This window comes from Paenibacillus taichungensis (assembly GCF_013359905.1).
Classification (GTDB): domain Bacteria; phylum Bacillota; class Bacilli; order Paenibacillales; family Paenibacillaceae; genus Paenibacillus; species Paenibacillus taichungensis.
This window is the reverse complement of sequence record NZ_JABMCC010000121.1, coordinates 231,143-250,862: the sequence shown is the minus strand read 5'-3', so window position 1 is coordinate 250,862 and position 19,720 is coordinate 231,143. Positions and strand designations below refer to the sequence as shown.

The window sequence follows — 19,720 nt, the reverse complement described above, 5'->3', positions numbered from 1 at the left end:
TGCTGTTCGTTAAATCACTTATTCGGCTAAATACGTTCAAAGCTTGTTCTGATCTTTCCCCTTCCGTTATGATGGAGAAGAACGTTGTGCTCGTTCGCTGGTTCACGTGCTCGCTTCGCTCGTGTCAGTACAGTTGTCACTCCGTCTGGCCTATGCGTACATATTTTATAGATGGCTTTATAAAAACCTCATGAGGGAGAATTCGGGATGAATGAACAGAAAAAGAATGATTCTATAGATCGTAATCGCCCAGAAACTACAAACTTGTCAAGTAGCTTTGAAACAAACTCGACATCCACAGCTTCGACACAACGTGTATTAATCGTAACCGCCGTTGATGCGGAAAAAGAGGCTGTACTGCGCGGCCTGGGTGACCAAGCTGCGCACTTTGATGTGATTGCTGCTGGTGTAGGCCCTGCCTCGGCCGCAGCAGGAACCGCTGCCGCGCTGGCCTTTGCCTCAGCAGCGGCTGGCGCAAATGCATTGGCGCAGGGCTCCGCCGCGCCAAGCGAACCCGATGCGGCACAAGCATCTGCCGCATCCTCAAGGCCGGGGCCCCTGGCCGGAACCGGACTGACCCCAGCGTACACGCTGGTGGTCAGTGCCGGCATTGGCGGCGGGTTCCCCGGCCGGGCGGACGTCGGCTCACTCGTGGTGGCCGACGTTATGATTGCCGCCGATCTGGGCTCGCAGACGCCAGACGGCTTCCTCAGCGTGGACGAGCTCGGTTTCGGCTCGTCCCGTGTGGCGGCGGACGCGGTGCTTGCCGCGCGCCTGCGCCATGAGCTGCAGCGGGCAGGGCTCGCTGTCAGCGGAGGCACGGCGGTCACCGTATCCACGGCGACCGGAACTGCCGAGACGGCCGCGGAGCTGCTGCGCCGCGTGCCAGATGCCGCCGCCGAAGGCATGGAAGGCTTCGGCGTAGCAACTGCAGCCCAGCAGTTCGGCATACCAGCACTCGAACTGCGGGCTATATCCAACGCGGTCGGTCCACGCGACCGCGACGCCTGGCGCATCAAGGATGCTCTGGATGCGCTCCAGGCTGCAAGTTCCATTTTACGGGAGGTACTTACATCATGAAAATTGCATTTTCCCCTTGTCCTAACGATACATTTATCTTTCACGCCTGGGTGCATGGACTGATTCCTGGTGCACCTGAGCTTGATGTCCGTTATGCGGACATCGATATTACCAACGGCCTTGCGGCAAATCCGGATGGACCAGATACACCTGAAGTTATGAAAATATCCTATGCAGCACTGCCTTATGTGCTGAATGATTATGCGCTCTTGCCTGCGGGCGGCGCACTTGGCAGAGGATGTGGTCCGCTGGTTCTGACCGCTAACGGTACAACCGATCCAGCCTATCTCTCGGGACGCCGAGTTGCCGTGCCGAGCGAACGTTCAACAGCCTACCTGTTATTCCGTCTCTGGGCAGCACAAAATGTTCCCGGCGGTGTAGGTGAGATTGTCGTTATGCCATTCGACCAGATTATGCCTGCTGTACGGGATGGCAAGATCGATGCAGGTTTGGTTATCCATGAAGCACGTTTCACGTACCAGAATTATGATCTCAAACTTATGACAGATCTCGGTAACTGGTGGGAAAGCGACACGGGCCTGCCAATCCCGCTGGGTGCAATCATCGCCCGTCGTAACCTGGATGCTCACGCTCTTGCAGGTTGGGCACGTGCCTCAGTGGAATACGCTTGGGCGCATCCGGATGAGTCCAAAGCATACGTTATGGAACATGCACAAGAGATGGACCCTGATGTAACTGCGCAGCATATTGGCCTGTACGTTAACGAGTTCAGCGCCAACCTGGGCGATGACGGTTACGGTGCAATTACAGCGTTGCTTGGACGAGCGATGAAAGAAGGACTTGTTCCCGAGTTTGATCTGGATTTGTTACGGATCTAATTCGCCAGCATTAATACAAAACATCAATGAGGCTGTATCAATCTCGTTTTTCTATTTTCTATTGGGGATAAATCTCAGTGAAAAGACAGAAAAAACAAATGAACGGCAAAATAACGATTCTGGAGTTCGTTAGGTTCCATTATCTGCGGAAACCCGCCCATTAGCGTGACTCTATTTCGTTAGATAATACAAAGGGCTGTCCTATAACGTCATATTCATGACAATAGGACAGCCCTTATTAATTTATTCAACGACAAACCAAACCTATACAAAATGTTGATCCAAACTCAATTACTCCGCCACTACCGTGCGAATCATAACCCGCAGAGCATCCAGCATCATGGGGATGGGCAGTGACGGCACCGAAGGCTGAAGCACAGCCATCTCCGTTGAAGCTGGAAAATGTACAAATCCGGCACGAATCGGAAGCTGCTTCAACCGAATATGATCCAGCACCCGGTACATCGTATTGTTGCAAATATACGTGCCTGCCGTATTGGACACCGCAGCCGGGATGCCTGCTGCCCCCATGTTATTCACCATTGCACGAATCGGCAATGTGGAGAACAGGCCATCCGGGCTGCCTTCCACTATGAGCTCGTCCACGGGATTCTGCCCTTGGTTGTCCGCATAGGAGCCAGGAGGAATATCTTTGACATTAACAGCAATCCGTTCAGGTGTAATAGCTGTCCTGCCTTTGGCCAAACCACAGGCGATGACGACATCCGGTTGATAGGATTCCATCTCTGCGATTAGCAGATCCGCACATTCATCGAAGTGTACAGGCAGCAGCACTGTTTTCAGATCCGCTCCCTCTATCACTTCATGCGCAAGTGCCTCCATCAGTTCTCCCGTCGGATTCACAGCATCCCCGCCAAAAGGTTCAAATCCGGAGATCAGAATTTTCACCATCGCTTTTCCACTCCTGTCTATTTACTCGGATTTGTACCGCAGACCCCACTGCCCACGAATCGTGTCCATCAGCTTCATGATTTCCAGGGATTCGTCCAGTTGGATCGTTCTGCTCTCCGTACGTCCTTCCAGGATGCAGCGACCTGCTTCCTCCGCTTCAAACGCATATCCAATACACGTCCGGTCATCGATAAATGTCTCCGGTTCGTCCTGACCGTTCACATGCAGATAAGCTTCTTTGCCTGCCAGGAAAAGTGGTAAACGAATGTACCCTTCCGTGCCATATATGATAGCTTCGTTACTCAAGTTAAGACGAATGGCCCCATTCAGCGATGCAGAACGACCTTCGGAATAAGACAATAGTACGGAGAACTGTTCGTCCACACCCGTCTGTCCAATGTTCGCCGTACTCCACACATGCTGAGGCTGCTCGCCAAAAATCATGGACGCGAAGGAGATCGGATATACCCCTGCATCAAGCAGAGCACCTCCACCCAGATCCGGGTTAAGCAACCTGCCTTCCGGCTCCCAGCCTACGCGGAAACCAAAGTCTGCTTTGACCAAACGTACCTCGCCGATTCTGCCTTCCGCAATCCATGCTCTCGCTTGGGTGATTGGTGGCAGAAAGCGTGTCCACATACCTTCCATAAGAAAAAGATTGCGCTCACGCGCCTTCTCCACCAGTTGCTCCAGCTGACGGGCATTCATCGTAAACGGTTTCTCGCAGAGTACTGCTTTGCCCGCTTCCAGACAAGCAAGTACATTTTCCTTATGTAGCGGATGCGGTGTTGCCACATAAATAATATCCACTTCAGGGTCCTGAAGCATCTCTTCATATGAACCGTAAGCGCGTGCAAAACCATATTCAGCTGCAAACTTCTCTGCGCTTCCGGATGTTCGTGAACCCACCGCCGCTTTTACGGCGTTTCCGGCATGCTCCAGATCTCGTGCGAACTGGGATGCAATCCATCCTGTACCCATAATGCCCCAATTCACTTTGTCCCGTCCAACAACTTTCGTCATCATAAAGCCTCCCCTGATATCAACATATTTTAAAAAGATCACGATCTCGATTAGGCCAACACGGAGTCTTCTTTATTTTACCAAAAAGAACCGCTTGCGTCAGACCCGTTTCATCTCTTACATTCCATGCTCTAAGTTCAATGATCTAATTGAGATTCACTCTCATTTCAATTTTTTCGTATTTTTGCTAAGATGATTGCAGATCACGGATGAAAGGACGACCCGACTTTGTCCACACTTTTAACCATTGATAAACTAGTAAAACGTATCGGTTTAACCGAGCAGCGTATTTTATTTGAACATGTGAACGCAGAAGTGGATCAGGGAGAACGTATTGCCATACTCGGTGCATCCGGCCAAGGGAAGAGCACATTGCTCCGCATTCTCGCCCTGCTGGATATTCCTGATGAAGGAGACCTGATCTGGAAAGGAATTTCTTATCGGGATTCGGACCCTCGTATCTGGCGCACACGCATGACTTATGTCGCACAGCAAGCTGTCATGCTGGCAGGCAGTGTGGAAGATAACCTGAAAACAGTGCATCTGCTTCACAGGCAGCCATACGATCAGGATCTCGCCCGACGCCTGCTTACAGGTATGGGATTGGAGAATCTTGATATTCATAAGCGGGCCATCGACCTCTCCGGTGGGGAGAAACAGCGCATAGCTCTTATTCGTTCCATGATGCTGCGTCCTGAGGTCCTACTGCTGGATGAAGTGACTGCTTCCCTGGATCGGACCAACGCACGCCTGGTGGAAGAGCAATTGACCCGCTGGAGCCAGCAGGAAGGTACTTCGCTCGTCTGGGTTACCCATGATCAGGAACAGGCACAATCATTCAGTACAACCACCTGGTTTATGGGCAATCAGACACTGCTGGAACGCCAGCCGACAGCTCATTTTTTTGACAATCCGGCCACTGACTTGGCCAGACAATTCATTATGCACCCTGCCCCTGCGGCAGAATAAGGAGAAATCATGTCACTCATCGCTTTGAGTTTTACCATTATATTTGTGATGGTCACCATGCTCATCTCTGTCTGGCAGAAGCTTGATCTGGAAAAGGATATTGCTATAGGCACCGTTCGTTCCGCTGTACAGCTGTTGCTTGTCGGATATGTACTTCAATTTATATTTAACTCGGACCACCCCGTTCTTATCATTGCCATTGTCGGATTCATGATAATAGTAGCCTCCATTAATGCTGGCAAACGCGGCAAAGGACTTCGCTGGATTTCCTTGTATATTGCGGCTGCAATTACGGTTACGGAGCTGCTCATGATGGGACTGTTGTTGGGACTTGGGATTGTAGAGCCTACTCCCCAATACATTATTCCATTGAGTGGGATGACCATCGGTAATGCCATGGTAGTGTCCGGGCTGTTCCTGAATCAGATGAAACGCGAGGTCGAGTCCTCCAAAGGAGAGATTGAATCCCTGCTTGCACTGGGCGCAACGCCAAGACGTGCTTTTCAGGACGTATTGAAACGTTCTGTAAAATCCAGCATGATTCCCACGATCGATGGCATGAAAACGGTAGGACTTGTACAGCTTCCTGGCATGATGACAGGCATGATTATTGCGGGTGCTGATCCGGTTGAGGCCGTGCGTTACCAGATTCTGATCGTGTTTGCTTTTACAAGCTCAGCCGCCATTACCAGCATTCTGCTCAGCATGATGACGTACCGACAGTGGTTTACATCGGATATGCGGCTGCGCTCGCTATGATATATCAACCTCGCGAGGAAAGGAGGTCACACCATGTTAACCCATCCAAGCACCAATAATAACCGCAATACCTCCAACACGTTGACCCAACCGGATCACCCGAAACGCACTGATGAATCCATGACACGAACGGAAATGGATGCTTTTCTGAACGATGCGCTGCTTGAACTGCGTCAGGCAGAGCTGGTTACCATGAATACGCATTGGCAATGGAGTCAGACTGAGCTCCCTCACCATACCTTTGTCTACATGCATAAATTCACGGGCAAGCTGGTAGCGAACGGTATCGAATCCCTTGTCACTCGTAAATCCGCCTTCTTGTCTACACCAGGAACTTCTCTGGAGCTTTTCTCTGATGCGGACCATGAGATTGAATTGTATATCATTCATTTCGATCTGTTTCGGGTTGCTGAGAAAACGGAAGAACGACGAATATATGAGCGAGAGCTTGGTTCACCTGTAACAGGGTGGATTCAGGGCCCTTACTATGGGATACAGCGAATAGCCGCACAATTAACAACCGAAGCTTCACAGACCAGCCTGAAAGTGCAGCTGCTTCTGACCGATCTTCTTCATACCCTCTGGCCACAAGAAGGTCCGGTGCATGCGGAAGCACAGGACGAGCCTGAACAATGGCTCAGATCCACCTTGCAGTACATGCGGGAAAACTATATGAACGAAATCAAGCTGGAAAAGCTGGCCGAACTGGCAGGTATGCATCCGTCGTATTATTCACAGCTATTCAAGGGCCGGATGCAGAAAAATCCAATCGAATATATCACTCATTTACGAATGAATCGGGCCAAGGAATTGCTTATGACTTCAGAACTGCGAATTCGTGACGTAGCTCGCCAAGTAGGCTATCGGGACGAATTCTATTTCAGCCGCCGGTTCAGAAATCACGCCGGTTATGCACCAACTTCCTATGCCAAGCAGGTACATCGAAATATCGTCTCACTCTCCTATCCTTACACCGATCACCTGATGACTCTTGGCATCACACCATGTGCAGCGCAGATCCAGGGCCATCTGCCCCATGTTCCCAAATCGTTGACATTGCCATTCCATGCCTATGAACCATGGGAACAGGGACGTCAGGCATTTCTTGATGTGAATCCCGACCTGATTCTGACTAAGGACAACGCCGCCGCTAAGGCGATGGAACATATCGGAGATGTCGCTCCAATCATTACCGTCCCTTGGAATCAGACAGACATGTTTGGTCATTTGCAGAAAATAGCCTCTATCGTGGATCGTACTCAAGCGGCTAAGGAGTGGCTGGATCGGCATGAGCGTAAGGCGGAGCGGGCTCGCAAAAAGATTAGAGATACAGCAGGTCAGGTCACCGTGGCGATCTGTACCTTAACTGCAAAAGGACCGCGCATGTACAGCAATCGCAACTTCGGTCATGTATTTTACCGCAGCCTGCAGCTGTCACCTCCAGATCGAATTCAGAAAGAACTGACAGGCAAACCTGAAGGTGTGGGATTCAACTGGATGTCCTTCACGCCTGGAGAATGGGATGGCCTCGAAGCGGATGTGCTGCTGATTGCGGTTACGTCTATGCACGAACGTACTACTCTGTTACAGCAGATTACTGTTGATCCGTTGTGGGAAAACTATCCTGCGGTAAAAGCTGGGCGTGTGCATGTCATAGACTGGAATTCATGGGTGGTATACGCTCCGTATTCCATCAACATCCAGCTCGATGAAGCGCTCTCTATGTTGACGAACAAACCAGCATTTCTGTAATCTAAAAAATGTCCATCTCTATAATCTTAATTTATGCCATGTACGGGCCTGAATTAAGATTTTATAATGTTCACTAATTGATAATGATAATCAATAACAACAGCAATGCGTTGTTGGTACCAAAGGAGTGACCCGCATTCAACATCCGGGATTGTCACAACGTCCATCCAAATCACGAAAATCCGCAGTGACGGTTGGCCTGATGTTTTTGGCGGCCATTGCCGCACTGCTGCTTAGTATGTTTGTCGCCATTTCTCTTGGTGCCAAGGGACTGACACTGGAAACCGTATGGACTGCTATATTTCAGTACAACCCGGCTTTGACGCCGCATCAGATTATTCACGAACTACGGCTGCCACGTGTCATTGCTGCTGCTGTCATTGGCGCAGCCTATGCTGTGGCGGGAGCGCTCATGCAGGGAATCACACGTAATCCGCTGGCAGATACCGGCATTCTGGGGATCAATGCAGGCGCTACCTTTGTCGTGGCGCTCAGCTTCGCCTTCTGGCCGGGATTGCCTTACGGCTGGATTATGTTCCTGTCATTTGCAGGGGCTGTGCTTGGCACGCTGCTCATTTTCCTGCTGGGAATGGCGGCCCCTGGAGGGCTGACATCCATCAGGCTTACCGTTGCGGGTGCCGTTATTGCAGCCATGCTGAGTTCGCTCAGCACTGGTGTCGCCATATATTTTGACTTGAGCCAGGATTTGGCCTTCTGGTATGCGGGTGGTTTCGGGGGGATTGAATGGCGGCATCTGAAGTTGATTCTGCCTGTTCTACTGGTTACTCTCGTGCTCACTTTACCTATGGCCCGTCGGATATCTCTCATGTCGCTAGGAGAAGAAGTTGCGATTAATCTCGGAATCAATCTCCGCTGGACCAGGCTGTTTGCCTTGACGGCGGTTGTTGTGCTGGCTGGCGTATCCGTTTCTGCTGTAGGCTCGATCGGCTTTGTTGGACTGGTCATTCCACATATTTCTCGCAAATTGGTTGGCGTGGATTATCGACTCATCATTCCGATGTCCTCCCTGCTCGGAGCCGTCTTGCTGGTGCTCGCCGATCTGGGATCACGCATTGTGAACCCGCCTCAGGAACTGGCAGTAGGCATTATGGTCGCCTTTGTCGGTGTACCCTTCTTCCTCTATCTGGCCCGTAAAGAAAGGAGGGCCCTATAGCGATGAACACCAATGCACCTTCACGAGGTAAACGTTCCATAGCGGTCAGCGTTGCGCTGCTCTGTATCGCCTGTGCCGTTATCGTTATCAGCCTCAACTCGGGAACAATTCGCCTGTCACCAATAGCCGTGCTTCACACCCTGCTTGGCTATGGAACGCCGGATGATCAGATTGTATTGTTCGACTATCGACTGCCACGCATTCTGGTTACTGTGCTCGCCGGAGCGGGACTCGGTGTGGCTGGTGCAGCGTTGCAAGGCATTACACGCAATCCATTGGCCGATCCGGGCATCCTCGGCTTGCATGCAGGAGCGGCTTTTGGATTGATGGTATTCGTAAGCTTCTCCCATTCCATGAATGGTTCGGTTGCCTTGCTGATTCCGTTGTTTGCTTTTGCAGGCAGTGTCGCCGCGGCATTAATTATCATGCTGCTATCCTATGACCAACATAACGGAGTATCCCCCATTAAGCTTATTCTGGTGGGTATTGCCGTAGCAGCCGGTTTCCATGCCCTGACGCTCTATCTGTCCCTGCGTTTGGATGAAGACACCTATTCCTTCGCCGCCCGCTGGCTGGCAGGTAGCGTCTGGGGCAGAGATTGGGTACATGTTCAGGCGCTGCTTCCATGGGTTGTGCTGTGCATCTCGTACATATGGAGCCGCTCCAAAACGCTGGATGCCTTCAATCTGGGAGATGCTGCCGCGACCAGTATTGGTACACCCGTCAGATCCCAACGCGTTATTTTACTATTGTGCACGGTAGCATTGTCTGCCGTCAGTGTGTCCATGGCTGGCGGGATCGGATTCATTGGTCTGGCGGCGCCGCATCTGGCCCGCAGACTGGTTGGCCCGATGCATCGCCATCTGATCCCAGCCGCAGGACTCATCGGCATGTTGATCCTGGTTGCCGCCGATACGGTTGGGCGAACGATCTTTCAGCCCAATTCTATTCCGGCAGGTGTTGTGGTCGCGGCGATAGGCGCACCTTACTTTTTATACCTGCTGGTACGAACCAAGTAATGGCTTTATCGGAACAATCCGAAAAATTTCACCGGTACACCCAACATAAAAACGACATCCATGAGATGTTCAAGGAGATTGAGATTACCCATGTTAAAGAAAAACCTTATGCTCTTCATGAGCATCTGTCTTGTGCTTGTACTCGCAGCCTGCGGGAACGCCAATAATTCATCTTCTGCGTCGGAAGGTTCTACTACGGACACTTCGAACGCTACACAGGATAGCAATTCCGCTTCCGGGGATCAACGCATTGCATCCATGTCGATCCATCTGACCAATGACCTGCTGTCTCTCGGCATTACACCGGTTGGTTCGGTGATCGGCGGGGAAGCCAAAGCCTTCCTGTCCCATGTGGCTGACCGTCTTCAAAATACAACGCCGCTCGGTCCCGTTAAGGACCCGGACATGGAAGCCTTACTTGCCCTGAAACCAGATGTCATCTACCTGGACGAAGAATTCTCCGGTGATGATATTGCCAAATTCGAGAAAATTGCTCCTGTACACGTCTTCAATCTGGATGATGGCACTTGGCGCGACCACCTGAAAGACATTGGTAAACTGGTCAACCGCGAGAAAGAAGCAGAGCAATACATTCAGGATTATGCAACTGAAACGGAAGAAGTGAAATCCCTGATTCACGATACAATCGGTGACGGCACCGTAATGGCTATCCGTGTTACCGCCAAAGAACTGCGTGTATTCAGTACACGCCGCCCAATGGGCCCGATTTTGTATGAAGATCTGGGGTTAACTCCGGCTAAAGGCATTGAAGAATTCGATTCGTCCAAACCGTATCAAGTTGTTTCACGTGAAATACTGCCGGACTTTGATGCAGATGCGATCTTCGTTGTCGTGAACTCGGATGATGAAGCTCAGAACATGTTCAAAGAACTGCAAAACAATCCGATCTGGCAAGGACTGAAGGCTGTCAAAGCAGGTCATGTCTACCCAATCGGTGCTCAACCTTGGTTGGACTATTCTTCAATCGGCAATAAAATGGCCATGGATGAAGCCAAAGAAATGTTTTCTAAGAAGTAAAATGATCCTTACGCACAACATTTAAAAAAACACCAAAAAACCTCTCTTTGCAGATCGGAACAGAGTAAGCTAACATGCTCTCTCCATCCGCTCAAAGCAGAGGTTTTTTTGAATCCAAATTGGTATTCCTGTAGGTAAAAGTCCGTCGGCATGGCCTAATCACAAGGTACAAACGACGATCTCAACATCCGTTTCGGCAAAAGCATCTTGAATAATGCCCCTCACCTTATCCCACTTCAACCTGTCCAGCCCGCAGCCGATTTGTGGCATCGCCAGTTTGTTGAGCCCATCTCTAACGCATATGTCACGCATGGATTCAACGGCTCGGGTAAACGACTGATAGGTTGGTTTGTTAGAGAACTTGGCCTTGGTGACCAGATTCAGTGTCCGCCCCACCGAATAACATTGTCCGATCTCAAGCGGCTCCTGCTGCGCCTGCTCCTGGAGAATCTCCAATCCAAATCGCTGCCGAAACTGCACAGCAATTCCTGCACCCATGCGGGCATCCGCAGAAATACAGTGTGCAAGCGTGTAGTGATCATCCATGGCAAACAAATCCTGCTGTATTTCGCGAAAATCCATATTGTCTTCTTCTCCCTTACAAATTTTATTTTCCACCTTTTTCTAGTTCACTTTCCCGCCAAACGATCCTCAAACTCCTTGATTGTTTTCTGTCCTGATGACCGGTCCAATACGGCAAATACGATTCGTTCAAAGGAATGCCTGAAGTTCTCTTCCACCAATACATCATGGAAATACTTCGCTACGTCCGCCGGATCATTCCTGAATACTCCGCAGCCATATGCACCTAGTACGATGGTTCGATGTCCATGCAGCGCGGCCACGTCCAGAATATAGCGAATGCGCCCTTTCATGACGGACTCAATCTGCCGATCATCGGCATCTTCCCGCTCTCTCACTACTCCCGCATTTACAGCAGGCGCTGTGATGAATGATGTCAGATAGCATTTGTCGAGCAGCCGATCCTCGTCATCACGGATCACCGGAACTGCAGGCGAATAGATCATATAATCCGAGTAAAGACAAGATCGCTGCTTACGATTATAATCATACATTTCGTTCATTTGGGCGATACATGGGTACAGTCCCGTCGCCCGAGCCAAGCTTTCCTCCTGTGCCTGACTGCCTCCCAGGAAGCCACCACCGGGGTTTTTCGCTGATGCAAAGTTCAGACAAACGACATCTTTCCTTCCTTCATCCACAGAAAGACGTGATGCGGCTGCGAGTGTGGTCTCACCCGTAACCTCGATGCGAACGACTGAAGCTTCGGCGCGAGGTTGCAGCTGAACCATTTCTTTACTTCGTTTTTCTCGAAGAGCGATAAGTTCCGTCGGACGATATAAGACCGAATCTCGGATCGCTCGCTGTAAATCCGTACCGATCTGAACCCTGCGATCATATCCGTTCACGTATTCTCCTTCTTCCAGAATAGCCAGCGTCTGATGGGCGATCTGGGATCGTCTGGAACGTTGATTCGTACTATTGAAGCCAGTTGTTTTACTGCGATTGTTGTTCTGAATATTGTTCTTATGTTGTTGATCGTTCATCTTCATCACTTCCTATATTTTCTCTAAGACGGGTGAGGATCTCACCCAGCCAGTTGGTTCCCCGCCACGTCCTTCTATTACGAATACGCGAGTCTTCTTCCGCCAGTCCAACACCCCAAATGCGGTCATCCGGGCTTGCCTCCACAAGGGTCGTTCCGCGGGTGGCGAGCAGCGTGGTCAGCAGTTGTTCGTTTTGGGTGAATTTGGCTTCGTTTCCCTCATAGACAATACGTTTGCACTCCGCTTCCCATACAGTCTGGTCGAATCCTGCGACCTGTCTCCCCAGCTTTTTTTGGACAGATGCGGAGCTTGCTTTCAGGATCTTATCTGCAATAATCTGATCGCCGAACAGCAGTGCTTTCTGATGCATCATGTATTGCTCTGCACTCGTGTAGTGAACGCCACTCACGGTAAAATCCGCCGGGTGCCACTGTGAGAACGGAGACGCTGTACGCCAGAAAAATGTAAACTTCTCCATCGATATTCCCTCCTAACTTTATGGGGCCAATCTTTCTGGGTTCAGTCTGTATAAACGGGATGGGCGATGTCCAGCATTCCCTGTATACTCTCCCGTTTCGATGACCCAATCGGCGATTTTGCGCCGGAAGGCGGCAGCCAGCAGTTTTTTGCCACTGATGGTCTCGTATACTTTCTGAAGAGCAGTTAGCGTGAATGTCTCCGGCATCAAATTGAAAGCAATATCCGTATACTCCACCTTCGCCCGCAGACGTTCCAGCGCGTAGTAAATGATCTTCGCATGATCAAAAGCAATTCCTTGAACTTCGTTCACGGTAATATGGCTGCTGCGCACTCTGCCTTCCAACGTTTCCTTTGTCTCAATGACCGCCGACAATTCCTCTGTTCCATTGGTCAAAATCAACTGCACCCTGCACTCCGTCACACGTCCACGCTCATGGATATGGCGTTTCTCCTCCAGAAGCCGCTGCTCCATTCTGAACCAGTCTGCTTCGCTGGCATCGTCGCCAGCCTGAAGTTGCAGTTCGCTGCTGTCAACCAGCGCCATGTAAGAACAGCTGATAACACGCGTACGCGGATCGCGATGCACATCTCCCCAGGTATACAGCTGCTCCAGATAAATATCATCCAGTCCGGTTTCGGTGAACAGTTCCCGCCTAGCGGCATCTTCCAACGATTCCTGTATGGAAACGAACCCACCCGGAAGAGCCCACTGCCCCATATAGGGATGACCGCCACGACGGATCAGCAGCAACTGGAGCTCAGGTTCCGCAAGCTTACGATAGTTCTCCTGCGTTTCACTCCGTATTGTAAATACCAACATATCCACCGTAACGGAGGGACGTTCGTAATCGCTCGCGTCATAGGTTTCAAGAAACTGTTGTTCACTTATATTCACGTGATTCTGATGATCTAATGGATTTTGATCAGAATTACCTGCATGTGTCATTTCGAAAGACCCCATTCTGTTATTAACATTTTGTTATTAACAATTAGATAATAACAATCTAACATATCTTTTTGCCCTAGGTCAATATTTTCCATCTCCTTGAAAAATTCATTAGAGCACTCTCAGATATGCTTCCTCGGGATGTCAAAAATCGCTTGACGATATGTCAAATGAAACTTATCATTTAGTTAGTCGACTAATTAAAAGGATGGAAGCGCTTATGAAATCAGATCGAAATGAACGGTTAATGGGACAGTTATCAGAACTCGTCAAGCTACAGCGTTACAAGGCTCATGAGAAGCTTGTCAACCACCCTGAGTTATATCCTGGACAACCGCCGCTGCTGTTCCAGCTTGAACGGGAAGATGGTCAGACCCAGAAACATCTGGCCGAACAGCTTCGCCGCGCCCCTGCAACGGTAACGGTAATGCTGAAACGTATGGAAAGCTCGGGGTTTATACGGCGTGAAGCTGACCCGAAGGATCTTCGCAGTCTACGTGTCTATCTGACCGATCAGGGCCGTGCTGCGCTTAAGGAACTGAGAGAAGTATTCCAGGAGCTTGATCGCCAAGCCCAGAAAGATTTTACACCTGAAGAATCGCAACTCATGGCAGCGCTCGCCCAGCGCATGGTTCAGAATCTGCGAGAATATTAATTGAGATTCATCTATCTTCATCAATATTTGCAACATGATTATTTCATAACGAATGAGGTGATTTTTCCCATTGTGGACGTTAAAACGATTTCTTACCCCGTATAAGTCAGCAGCTATTCTTGCTCCGCTGCTCATGGTCCTTGAGGTTGCCATGGACCTCCTTCAACCCAAGCTGATGTCCAGCATTGTGGATGATGGTGTTCTTGCAGGGAACCTGTCCCACATCGTGACTACAGGTTTATTTATGCTTCTTTTTGCGTTAATCGGATGGGTTGGCGGTGCAGGCTGTACGCTGTTTTCAAGCAAAGCTGCCGTTGGATATGGCACTGATCTGCGCCAGGAATTGTTTGATCATATCCAGAAGTTTTCGTTCCGTAATCTGGATACCTTCCAGGAGGGCTCGCTTATCACTCGCCTGACGAGTGATATCACCCAGATGCAGACCTTTGTACAGATGCTTCTGCGTATGTTTATCCGTTCGCCGATGCTGATTATCGGCAGTATTATTATGGCGTTTACAATCAGTGTCAAACTGGCGCTCATTCTCATTTTGTCCGTGCCGATTCTTTTTATCATCTTATACATCCTGATATCCGCTTCCTATCCGCTGTTCGCCAGCGTTCAGAACAAACTCGACAAGGTGAACGCGGTTCTTCAAGAGAATCTGGCCGGCATTCGTGTCGTCAAAGCTTTTGCACGCGCACGTCAGGAGAAGAAACGTTTCCAGCAAGCCAATGAAGATTATACCCATACGGCAGTGAAAGCCTGGCGCATCGTATCGCTGAATGCACCGGTATTAAGCCTGATGCTGAATGCAACCATTGTAGCGGTACTGTGGTTTGGGGGCTTTCAGGTAGTAGGAGGCGATATTGCCGCCGGAGATTTGATTGCTTTTATCAACTACGTAACGGTTGTACTCTCGTCGCTCACTTCAATCGGCATGATGATGATGAGCTTCTCCCGCGCCAAAGTATCTGCAACACGAATCAACGAGGTGCTTCACACCCAGCCTGATATTCAATCGGGAGATGATATGTCTCGTAAAGGAGCAGGTCAGGTGGAATTCAGGGATGTCTATTTCCGCTATGATGGAGAACATACGCTCTCTGGAATTACACTGACGGCTCGGCCGGGAAAAAAAGTGGCCCTGCTCGGATCTACAGGATCAGGTAAAACCTCGCTTGTACAGCTGATCCCCCGCTTGTATGATGCCTCACAGGGTGAAGTGCTCGTGAATGGAGTGAACGTGCGTAACTGGGATCTCCAGGATCTTCGCAGCCGTGTGTCCATCGTATTACAGGAATCCATCCTGTTTAGTGGCAGCATCCGGGATAATATCTGCTTCGGCAGACCTGATGCAACGGAAGCTGAACTACGTGCCGCAGCTCAAGCGGCGGCGGCCGATGATTTTATTATGAATCTGAAAGATGGATATAACACGGAGTTGGGCCAGCGCGGGGTCAATCTCTCAGGTGGGCAGAAACAACGGATTTCTATTGCCCGTGCCCTGCTCATGCAACCGGAGGTTCTGATTCTGGACGACAGCACCAGTGCCGTCGATCTGCGTACCGAAGCAAGCATTCAGAAGGCGCTGCATTCACTAATGAAAAATAGTACGACCTTCTTAATTGCACAACGGATCTCTTCTGTAAAAGATGCAGACTGTATTTACGTGCTTGATGAAGGAGAGATCGTGGCAAGTGGTACACATGAACATCTCATGGCCCATTCGCCACATTACCAATCCATCTATTATTCGCAGCAACGGAAGGAGGATGTTCAGTTTGGCTAAAAACGCTTCTTCCTCCAACCATCAGACCGTTGTCCCACCGATGATCGGAAGACCTGGGCCACCCGGCCGAGGTCCGGTTCCCAAAGTACGAGCCAAGAACGCCCGGCACGCCATCATTCGAGTGTGGTCATACATGGGACGTCATCGTAAAGGGGTTATCACCGCTCTGATACTGACGGCTCTTGGAACGTTACTTAATCTGGCAGGACCTTATCTGCTCGGCCGTGCGGTCAATGAACATATCGTTCCCAAAATTACGGACGGTCTGCTGAAAGACTGCATGTTATTACTGACCGTATACGTTCTCGGCTCATTCATGATGTGGGCTCAATCCTATGTCATGATCGGTGTCTCTCAACTGACTGTGAAGGATTTGCGTCATGCTCTGTTTTCACGGCTGCAGCAGCTGCCGATCAGCTTTTTTGACAAAAATCAGAGCGGTGATCTGATGAGCCGGGCTACCAATGATATCGATAACGTGTCCACGACACTGAATCAAAGTGTAACTCAATTGATGTCCAGCGCCATCTTGCTGGTTGGCTCCCTGTCGATTATGCTAGCCCTGGATGTCCGACTGACACTGCTCAGTCTGGTGACGGTTCCACTGATTACGATCGCCACTCGGCTGATCGCTTCAAGAACACGCAAACATTTTACCGCCCAGCAAAAGTTGCTTGGTGAGCTTAATGGCTACGCTCAGGAAACCATTGCTGGACAAAAGGTGGTTGCAGCCTATAACCGCCAGGAGCAGGCACAAAAACATTTTCAAAATTTGAACGAAAAGCTTCGCACTTCCAGTACCCAAGCTCAGAGCGTATCGGGTCTGGTCGGGCCAACGATGAACGTTATGAACAATATCGGCTTTGCCATACTGGCAGCCGTAGGTGGATGGATGGCTTATCATGATCTGACGTCCATCGGGCTGATTGTAAGTTTCCTTGCATACTCCCGCCAAATTGAGCGGCCCATCAATGATTTGGCGAACCAGTACAACCTGATTCAGGCAGCTATTGCAGGTGCTGAACGTGTATTCCACATTATTGATACACCAAGTGAATACGTGGAAGAACAGAAGAAACAACTGCAGCAGATTCAGGGTAAAGTTGTATTTGAAGATGTATCCTTTGGGTATAACTCCGAGAGGGAGATTTTGAAAAAGGTCAGCTTCACCGCCAAGCCAGGCGAGATGATTGCACTTGTCGGCCCGACTGGGGCGGGTAAAACAACCATCATCAACCTACTGCCCCGTTTTTACGAGATTACGGGCGGACGGATTACGATTGATGGCTGTGACATCTCCGAACTAGAGAAAGACCAGCTAAGGCGCGAACTTGGCATTGTGTTACAGGATGCCTATCTGTTCTCCGGCACCATTCGTGACAATATTGCCTACGGCAAACCCGATGCAACGGACGAACAGATCCAGCAAGCAGCGAAGTTGGCAAATGCCCACTCCTTCATCCGCAAATTATCGCAGGGTTATGATACCCCGATCATTTCCGGTGGCAGCAATCTGAGTCAGGGACAGCGACAACTGTTAACCATTGCTCGTGCCATTCTTGCGGATCCTGCGATTCTAATTCTGGATGAAGCGACCAGCAGCATCGACACACGCACCGAAATGCAAATTCAGGAAGCGATGCGCACCTTGATGAAGGATCGCACCAGCTTTGTCATTGCCCATAGATTAAGCACGATTCGTGAGGCCGATCAGATTCTGGTTATTGATGACGGCAAGATCGCCGAACGAGGCAGCCATGATGAGTTGATGCAACAGCAAGGTTTCTATTATCAGTTGCATCAGGGTCAGCTTACCTGATTGGGTTCGTGTTCATTGATGATTAAAACACAGAAACACAACAAAAACGCCGCATTAGGTTCCGTTTTATTCCGGACCTTTGCGGCGTTTCCATTTTATCGCTTCATTCGTACAATTCCGCGTGTAGATTTATATAGAAAATTCAATGTGTGTTCTTTAAATTCAGAAGGAGGTAAGTTGTTTATTTCTTCAATAGATTGATCGAGAGTTCGCTTTTGGCGAAATAAAATGGTATTAATCTTTTTTATCGTGCTTATTTCTTCATTGGAAAACCCATTTCTTCTTAGACCAACGATATTAACACCATGTATGTACGAACGCGGACCATCTGCTAAAGAATATGGAACGATATCTTGTGAAACTTTACTTCCCGCTCCAATCATTGCAAACCTTCCGATGTTACATGATTGGTGTACACCAGAACCACAACCAAAAGTGATATGGTCTTCAATATTAACATGTCCACCAATTTGCACATTATTGACGATGACGTTATGATCTCCCATCAATACATCATGTGCGATATGAGCATAATTCATAATAAAGTTGTTACTTCCTACTCTCGTGAAACAATCTCCTTTTGATGTGCCTTTACATATAGTGACATACTCTCTCACGGTATTATTATCTCCAATAATGAGATACGATTCTTCGCCTTGGTAACTTTTATCTTGTGGATCTGAACCGATAATGGCACCATGTGAAATATGGTTATCCCCCCCCAATATCGTGTTAGCCCCTATGATAACGTGACTTCCAATCCTACACCCGCTACCTATTTTTGAATTTTCTTCAATGATACTGAAAGGTCCGACTTCGACATTGTCCCCAATTACTACTGTAGGATGAATAATGGCTGACTGATGTATCATTTAGCACCTTCCTTTGTTTTGGAAAGTTCATTAATTTTTTTATTTAGTTTTTTTATCGTTTGGGGGAGTCTGGAAAGTGCAGCGGATTCTCGTAGTTGTCTCTTATGTGAACGAGCTGTATATCCCGAAACCATTGAGTTCTCGGGCATGTTTTTAGTAACCATGGTTTTAGCTAAAACAATGCAGCCGTCTCCAATGGTGATATTATTAATTACCGCACTTCCACCAGCCAATATGACGCGATTACCAATTTTTGATGAACCCCCAATTGCACTTGTACCTGCGATAATGCAGTGCTCACCAATTTGCACATTATGACCAATTTGAATAAGGTTGTCCATTTTGGTTCCTGTACCAATGGTTGTTGAATCAATCGTCCCGCGATCAATAGTGGTGTTTGCACCAATCTCAACATCATCAAAAACAATGACATTTCCAATATGCGGGATTTTAACATGTCTCTGACCATCCCATTCAAAACCAAAGCCGTCAGCGCCAATCACTGCGCCAGAGTGAATGATGACATTATCTCCGATGATAGTATCATGTAAAACAGTGACATTAGGGTGGATCAAGCAATTCGTTCCAATGGTCACATTTCTACCAATAAATGAATGCGCGGAAATAATAGTATGATCCCCAATAGAAACATCTTCTTTGATTACCGCGAATTCGTCGATCTGCACATTGTAGCCTAACGTTACCGAAGGCTCAATTGCTTCTGATGATAATACACCCCTACTTTTGGTTTTCTCACTGAACATTTCAATTAAGCGAATAAAATCGAGCCTGGGATTCTTCACCTTAATAACAGGTACTTTAAATTCTATTATTGTCGTTTCTGGCACAATGAAAGCTGAAGCCTTACATTGATCTAATTTATTTAGATTTTTATCCGTAACAAAAGCAATTTCTCCCTCTTTAGCAGCATTAATTGAACCTACGCCTGTTATAACGACATTGCCATCACCTATTAAAACCCCATTTAACTGTTCAGAGATTTCATTCAAATTACATGACATA

At 49.0% G+C, this 19,720-nt stretch carries 19 protein-coding genes; 11 read left to right on the top strand and 8 right to left on the bottom strand.

Features of this window, described 5'->3' with window-relative positions:
* Positions 1-207 precede the first annotated feature (207 nt).
* Together HP548_RS28805 and HP548_RS28800 are read left to right on the top strand one after the other, a co-directional pair.
* Positions 208-1,080 carry a futalosine hydrolase gene (locus HP548_RS28805; RefSeq protein WP_175383578.1) on the top strand — a complete coding sequence of 291 codons (873 nt, stop codon included), beginning with the start codon at positions 208-210 and terminating at the stop codon, positions 1,078-1,080.
* Complete coding sequence (locus HP548_RS28800; protein ID WP_063568235.1) at positions 1,077-1,919, top strand: 1,4-dihydroxy-6-naphthoate synthase; 843 nt, start codon at positions 1,077-1,079, stop codon at positions 1,917-1,919. The genes HP548_RS28805 and HP548_RS28800 overlap by 4 nt, the downstream gene beginning before the upstream one ends.
* A 291-nt stretch (positions 1,920-2,210) precedes the next feature.
* Here the strand turns inward: HP548_RS28800 and HP548_RS28795 are convergent, their stop codons facing one another.
* Positions 2,211-2,831 carry a pyroglutamyl-peptidase I gene (locus tag HP548_RS28795; RefSeq protein ID WP_076290254.1) on the bottom strand — a complete coding sequence of 207 codons (621 nt, stop codon included), beginning with the start codon at positions 2,829-2,831 and terminating at the stop codon, positions 2,211-2,213.
* A 21-nt stretch (positions 2,832-2,852) separates the two neighbouring features.
* Positions 2,853-3,854 (bottom strand): Gfo/Idh/MocA family protein, encoded by a 1,002-nt coding sequence (locus tag HP548_RS28790; protein WP_076290255.1) that lies wholly within the window; start codon positions 3,852-3,854, stop codon positions 2,853-2,855.
* Positions 3,855-4,082: 228 nt separating this feature from the next.
* Here HP548_RS28790 and HP548_RS28785 point away from each other — a divergent pair, with 228 nt between their 5' ends.
* From HP548_RS28785 to HP548_RS28760, 6 genes are all read left to right on the top strand, one after another.
* Entirely contained in the window at positions 4,083-4,823 is a 741-nt protein-coding gene (locus tag HP548_RS28785) for an ABC transporter ATP-binding protein (RefSeq protein ID WP_076290256.1), read from the top strand.
* A gap of 9 nt (positions 4,824-4,832) precedes the next feature.
* A complete protein-coding gene (locus tag HP548_RS28780; RefSeq protein ID WP_064640349.1) occupies positions 4,833-5,582 on the top strand; it encodes an ABC transporter permease in 750 nt (249 codons plus the stop codon).
* A 33-nt stretch (positions 5,583-5,615) separates the two neighbouring features.
* The gene (locus tag HP548_RS28775) at positions 5,616-7,334 is read left to right on the top strand and encodes a helix-turn-helix domain-containing protein (RefSeq protein ID WP_076290257.1); all 1,719 of its coding nucleotides are present in this window, start codon (positions 5,616-5,618) and stop codon (positions 7,332-7,334) included.
* 202 nt (positions 7,335-7,536) lie between these two features.
* The gene (locus HP548_RS28770; protein WP_076290449.1) at positions 7,537-8,508 is read left to right on the top strand and encodes a FecCD family ABC transporter permease; all 972 of its coding nucleotides are present in this window, start codon (positions 7,537-7,539) and stop codon (positions 8,506-8,508) included.
* A 2-nt stretch (positions 8,509-8,510) separates the two neighbouring features.
* Positions 8,511-9,527, top strand: coding sequence for a FecCD family ABC transporter permease (locus HP548_RS28765; RefSeq protein WP_076290258.1), 1,017 nt, complete (start codon positions 8,511-8,513; stop codon positions 9,525-9,527).
* Positions 9,528-9,617: 90 nt separating this feature from the next.
* Positions 9,618-10,565: an iron-hydroxamate ABC transporter substrate-binding protein gene (locus HP548_RS28760; RefSeq protein ID WP_076290259.1), complete on the top strand. Its 948-nt coding sequence runs from the start codon at positions 9,618-9,620 to the stop codon at positions 10,563-10,565.
* A 159-nt stretch (positions 10,566-10,724) separates the two neighbouring features.
* On the opposite strand, the gene HP548_RS28755 is transcribed toward HP548_RS28760, so the two are convergent.
* Genes HP548_RS28755 through HP548_RS28740 form a run of 4 tightly spaced genes read right to left on the bottom strand, consistent with a single transcriptional unit; the run spans position 10,725 to position 13,559 of the window.
* The gene (locus HP548_RS28755; protein WP_099855613.1) at positions 10,725-11,147 is read right to left on the bottom strand and encodes a macro domain-containing protein; all 423 of its coding nucleotides are present in this window, start codon (positions 11,145-11,147) and stop codon (positions 10,725-10,727) included.
* Between the two features lie 47 nt (positions 11,148-11,194).
* Positions 11,195-12,133 carry a TIGR02452 family protein gene (locus tag HP548_RS28750; RefSeq protein WP_175383577.1) on the bottom strand — a complete coding sequence of 313 codons (939 nt, stop codon included), beginning with the start codon at positions 12,131-12,133 and terminating at the stop codon, positions 11,195-11,197.
* Positions 12,114-12,611 (bottom strand): NADAR family protein, encoded by a 498-nt coding sequence (locus HP548_RS28745; RefSeq protein ID WP_099855609.1) that lies wholly within the window; start codon positions 12,609-12,611, stop codon positions 12,114-12,116. The genes HP548_RS28750 and HP548_RS28745 overlap by 20 nt, the downstream gene beginning before the upstream one ends.
* Before the next feature lie 18 nt (positions 12,612-12,629).
* Positions 12,630-13,559, bottom strand: coding sequence for an NUDIX hydrolase (locus HP548_RS28740; protein ID WP_175383576.1), 930 nt, complete (start codon positions 13,557-13,559; stop codon positions 12,630-12,632).
* Between the two features lie 220 nt (positions 13,560-13,779).
* Between HP548_RS28740 and HP548_RS28735 the strand changes: the two genes are divergently transcribed.
* From HP548_RS28735 to HP548_RS28725, 3 genes are all read left to right on the top strand, one after another.
* Complete coding sequence (locus HP548_RS28735; RefSeq protein ID WP_076290263.1) at positions 13,780-14,214, top strand: MarR family winged helix-turn-helix transcriptional regulator; 435 nt, start codon at positions 13,780-13,782, stop codon at positions 14,212-14,214.
* A 70-nt stretch (positions 14,215-14,284) separates the two neighbouring features.
* Positions 14,285-16,006 carry an ABC transporter ATP-binding protein gene (locus HP548_RS28730; RefSeq protein ID WP_175383575.1) on the top strand — a complete coding sequence of 574 codons (1,722 nt, stop codon included), beginning with the start codon at positions 14,285-14,287 and terminating at the stop codon, positions 16,004-16,006.
* On the top strand, positions 15,999-17,825 hold the full coding sequence (locus HP548_RS28725) for an ABC transporter ATP-binding protein (protein ID WP_076290265.1): 1,827 nt from the start codon (positions 15,999-16,001) through the stop codon (positions 17,823-17,825). Before HP548_RS28730 ends, HP548_RS28725 begins: the two co-directional genes overlap by 8 nt.
* A 95-nt stretch (positions 17,826-17,920) precedes the next feature.
* On the opposite strand, the gene lpxA is transcribed toward HP548_RS28725, so the two are convergent.
* Together lpxA and lpxD are read right to left on the bottom strand one after the other, a co-directional pair.
* Positions 17,921-18,697 carry an acyl-ACP--UDP-N-acetylglucosamine O-acyltransferase gene (gene lpxA, locus HP548_RS28720; RefSeq protein WP_175383574.1) on the bottom strand — a complete coding sequence of 259 codons (777 nt, stop codon included), beginning with the start codon at positions 18,695-18,697 and terminating at the stop codon, positions 17,921-17,923.
* Positions 18,694-19,719: a UDP-3-O-(3-hydroxymyristoyl)glucosamine N-acyltransferase gene (gene lpxD / locus HP548_RS28715; protein ID WP_175383573.1), complete on the bottom strand. Its 1,026-nt coding sequence runs from the start codon at positions 19,717-19,719 to the stop codon at positions 18,694-18,696. The genes lpxA and lpxD overlap by 4 nt, the downstream gene beginning before the upstream one ends.
* Between the last annotated feature and the right edge of the window lies 1 nt (position 19,720).

Excerpts from the sequence above, each read along its gene's own strand:
- HP548_RS28750 (WP_175383577.1), bottom strand. The coding sequence starts at position 12,133 with ATGAACGATCAACAACATAAGAACAATATTCAGAACAACAATCGCAGT.
- HP548_RS28765 (WP_076290258.1), top strand. The coding sequence starts at position 8,511 with ATGAACACCAATGCACCTTCACGAGGTAAACGTTCCATAGCGGTCAGC.
- HP548_RS28805 (WP_175383578.1), top strand. The coding sequence starts at position 208 with ATGAATGAACAGAAAAAGAATGATTCTATAGATCGTAATCGCCCAGAA.
- lpxA (WP_175383574.1), bottom strand. The coding sequence starts at position 18,697 with ATGATACATCAGTCAGCCATTATTCATCCTACAGTAGTAATTGGGGAC.
- HP548_RS28790 (WP_076290255.1), bottom strand. The coding sequence starts at position 3,854 with ATGACGAAAGTTGTTGGACGGGACAAAGTGAATTGGGGCATTATGGGT.
- lpxD (WP_175383573.1), bottom strand. The coding sequence starts at position 19,719 with ATGTCATGTAATTTGAATGAAATCTCTGAACAGTTAAATGGGGTTTTA.
- HP548_RS28795 (WP_076290254.1), bottom strand. The coding sequence starts at position 2,831 with ATGGTGAAAATTCTGATCTCCGGATTTGAACCTTTTGGCGGGGATGCT.
- HP548_RS28775 (WP_076290257.1), top strand. The coding sequence starts at position 5,616 with ATGTTAACCCATCCAAGCACCAATAATAACCGCAATACCTCCAACACG.
- HP548_RS28800 (WP_063568235.1), top strand. The coding sequence starts at position 1,077 with ATGAAAATTGCATTTTCCCCTTGTCCTAACGATACATTTATCTTTCAC.
- HP548_RS28745 (WP_099855609.1), bottom strand. The coding sequence starts at position 12,611 with ATGGAGAAGTTTACATTTTTCTGGCGTACAGCGTCTCCGTTCTCACAG.
- HP548_RS28760 (WP_076290259.1), top strand. The coding sequence starts at position 9,618 with ATGTTAAAGAAAAACCTTATGCTCTTCATGAGCATCTGTCTTGTGCTT.
- HP548_RS28735 (WP_076290263.1), top strand. The coding sequence starts at position 13,780 with ATGAAATCAGATCGAAATGAACGGTTAATGGGACAGTTATCAGAACTC.
- HP548_RS28780 (WP_064640349.1), top strand. The coding sequence starts at position 4,833 with ATGTCACTCATCGCTTTGAGTTTTACCATTATATTTGTGATGGTCACC.
- HP548_RS28740 (WP_175383576.1), bottom strand. The coding sequence starts at position 13,559 with ATGACACATGCAGGTAATTCTGATCAAAATCCATTAGATCATCAGAAT.
- HP548_RS28770 (WP_076290449.1), top strand. The coding sequence starts at position 7,537 with ATGTTTTTGGCGGCCATTGCCGCACTGCTGCTTAGTATGTTTGTCGCC.
- HP548_RS28755 (WP_099855613.1), bottom strand. The coding sequence starts at position 11,147 with ATGGATTTTCGCGAAATACAGCAGGATTTGTTTGCCATGGATGATCAC.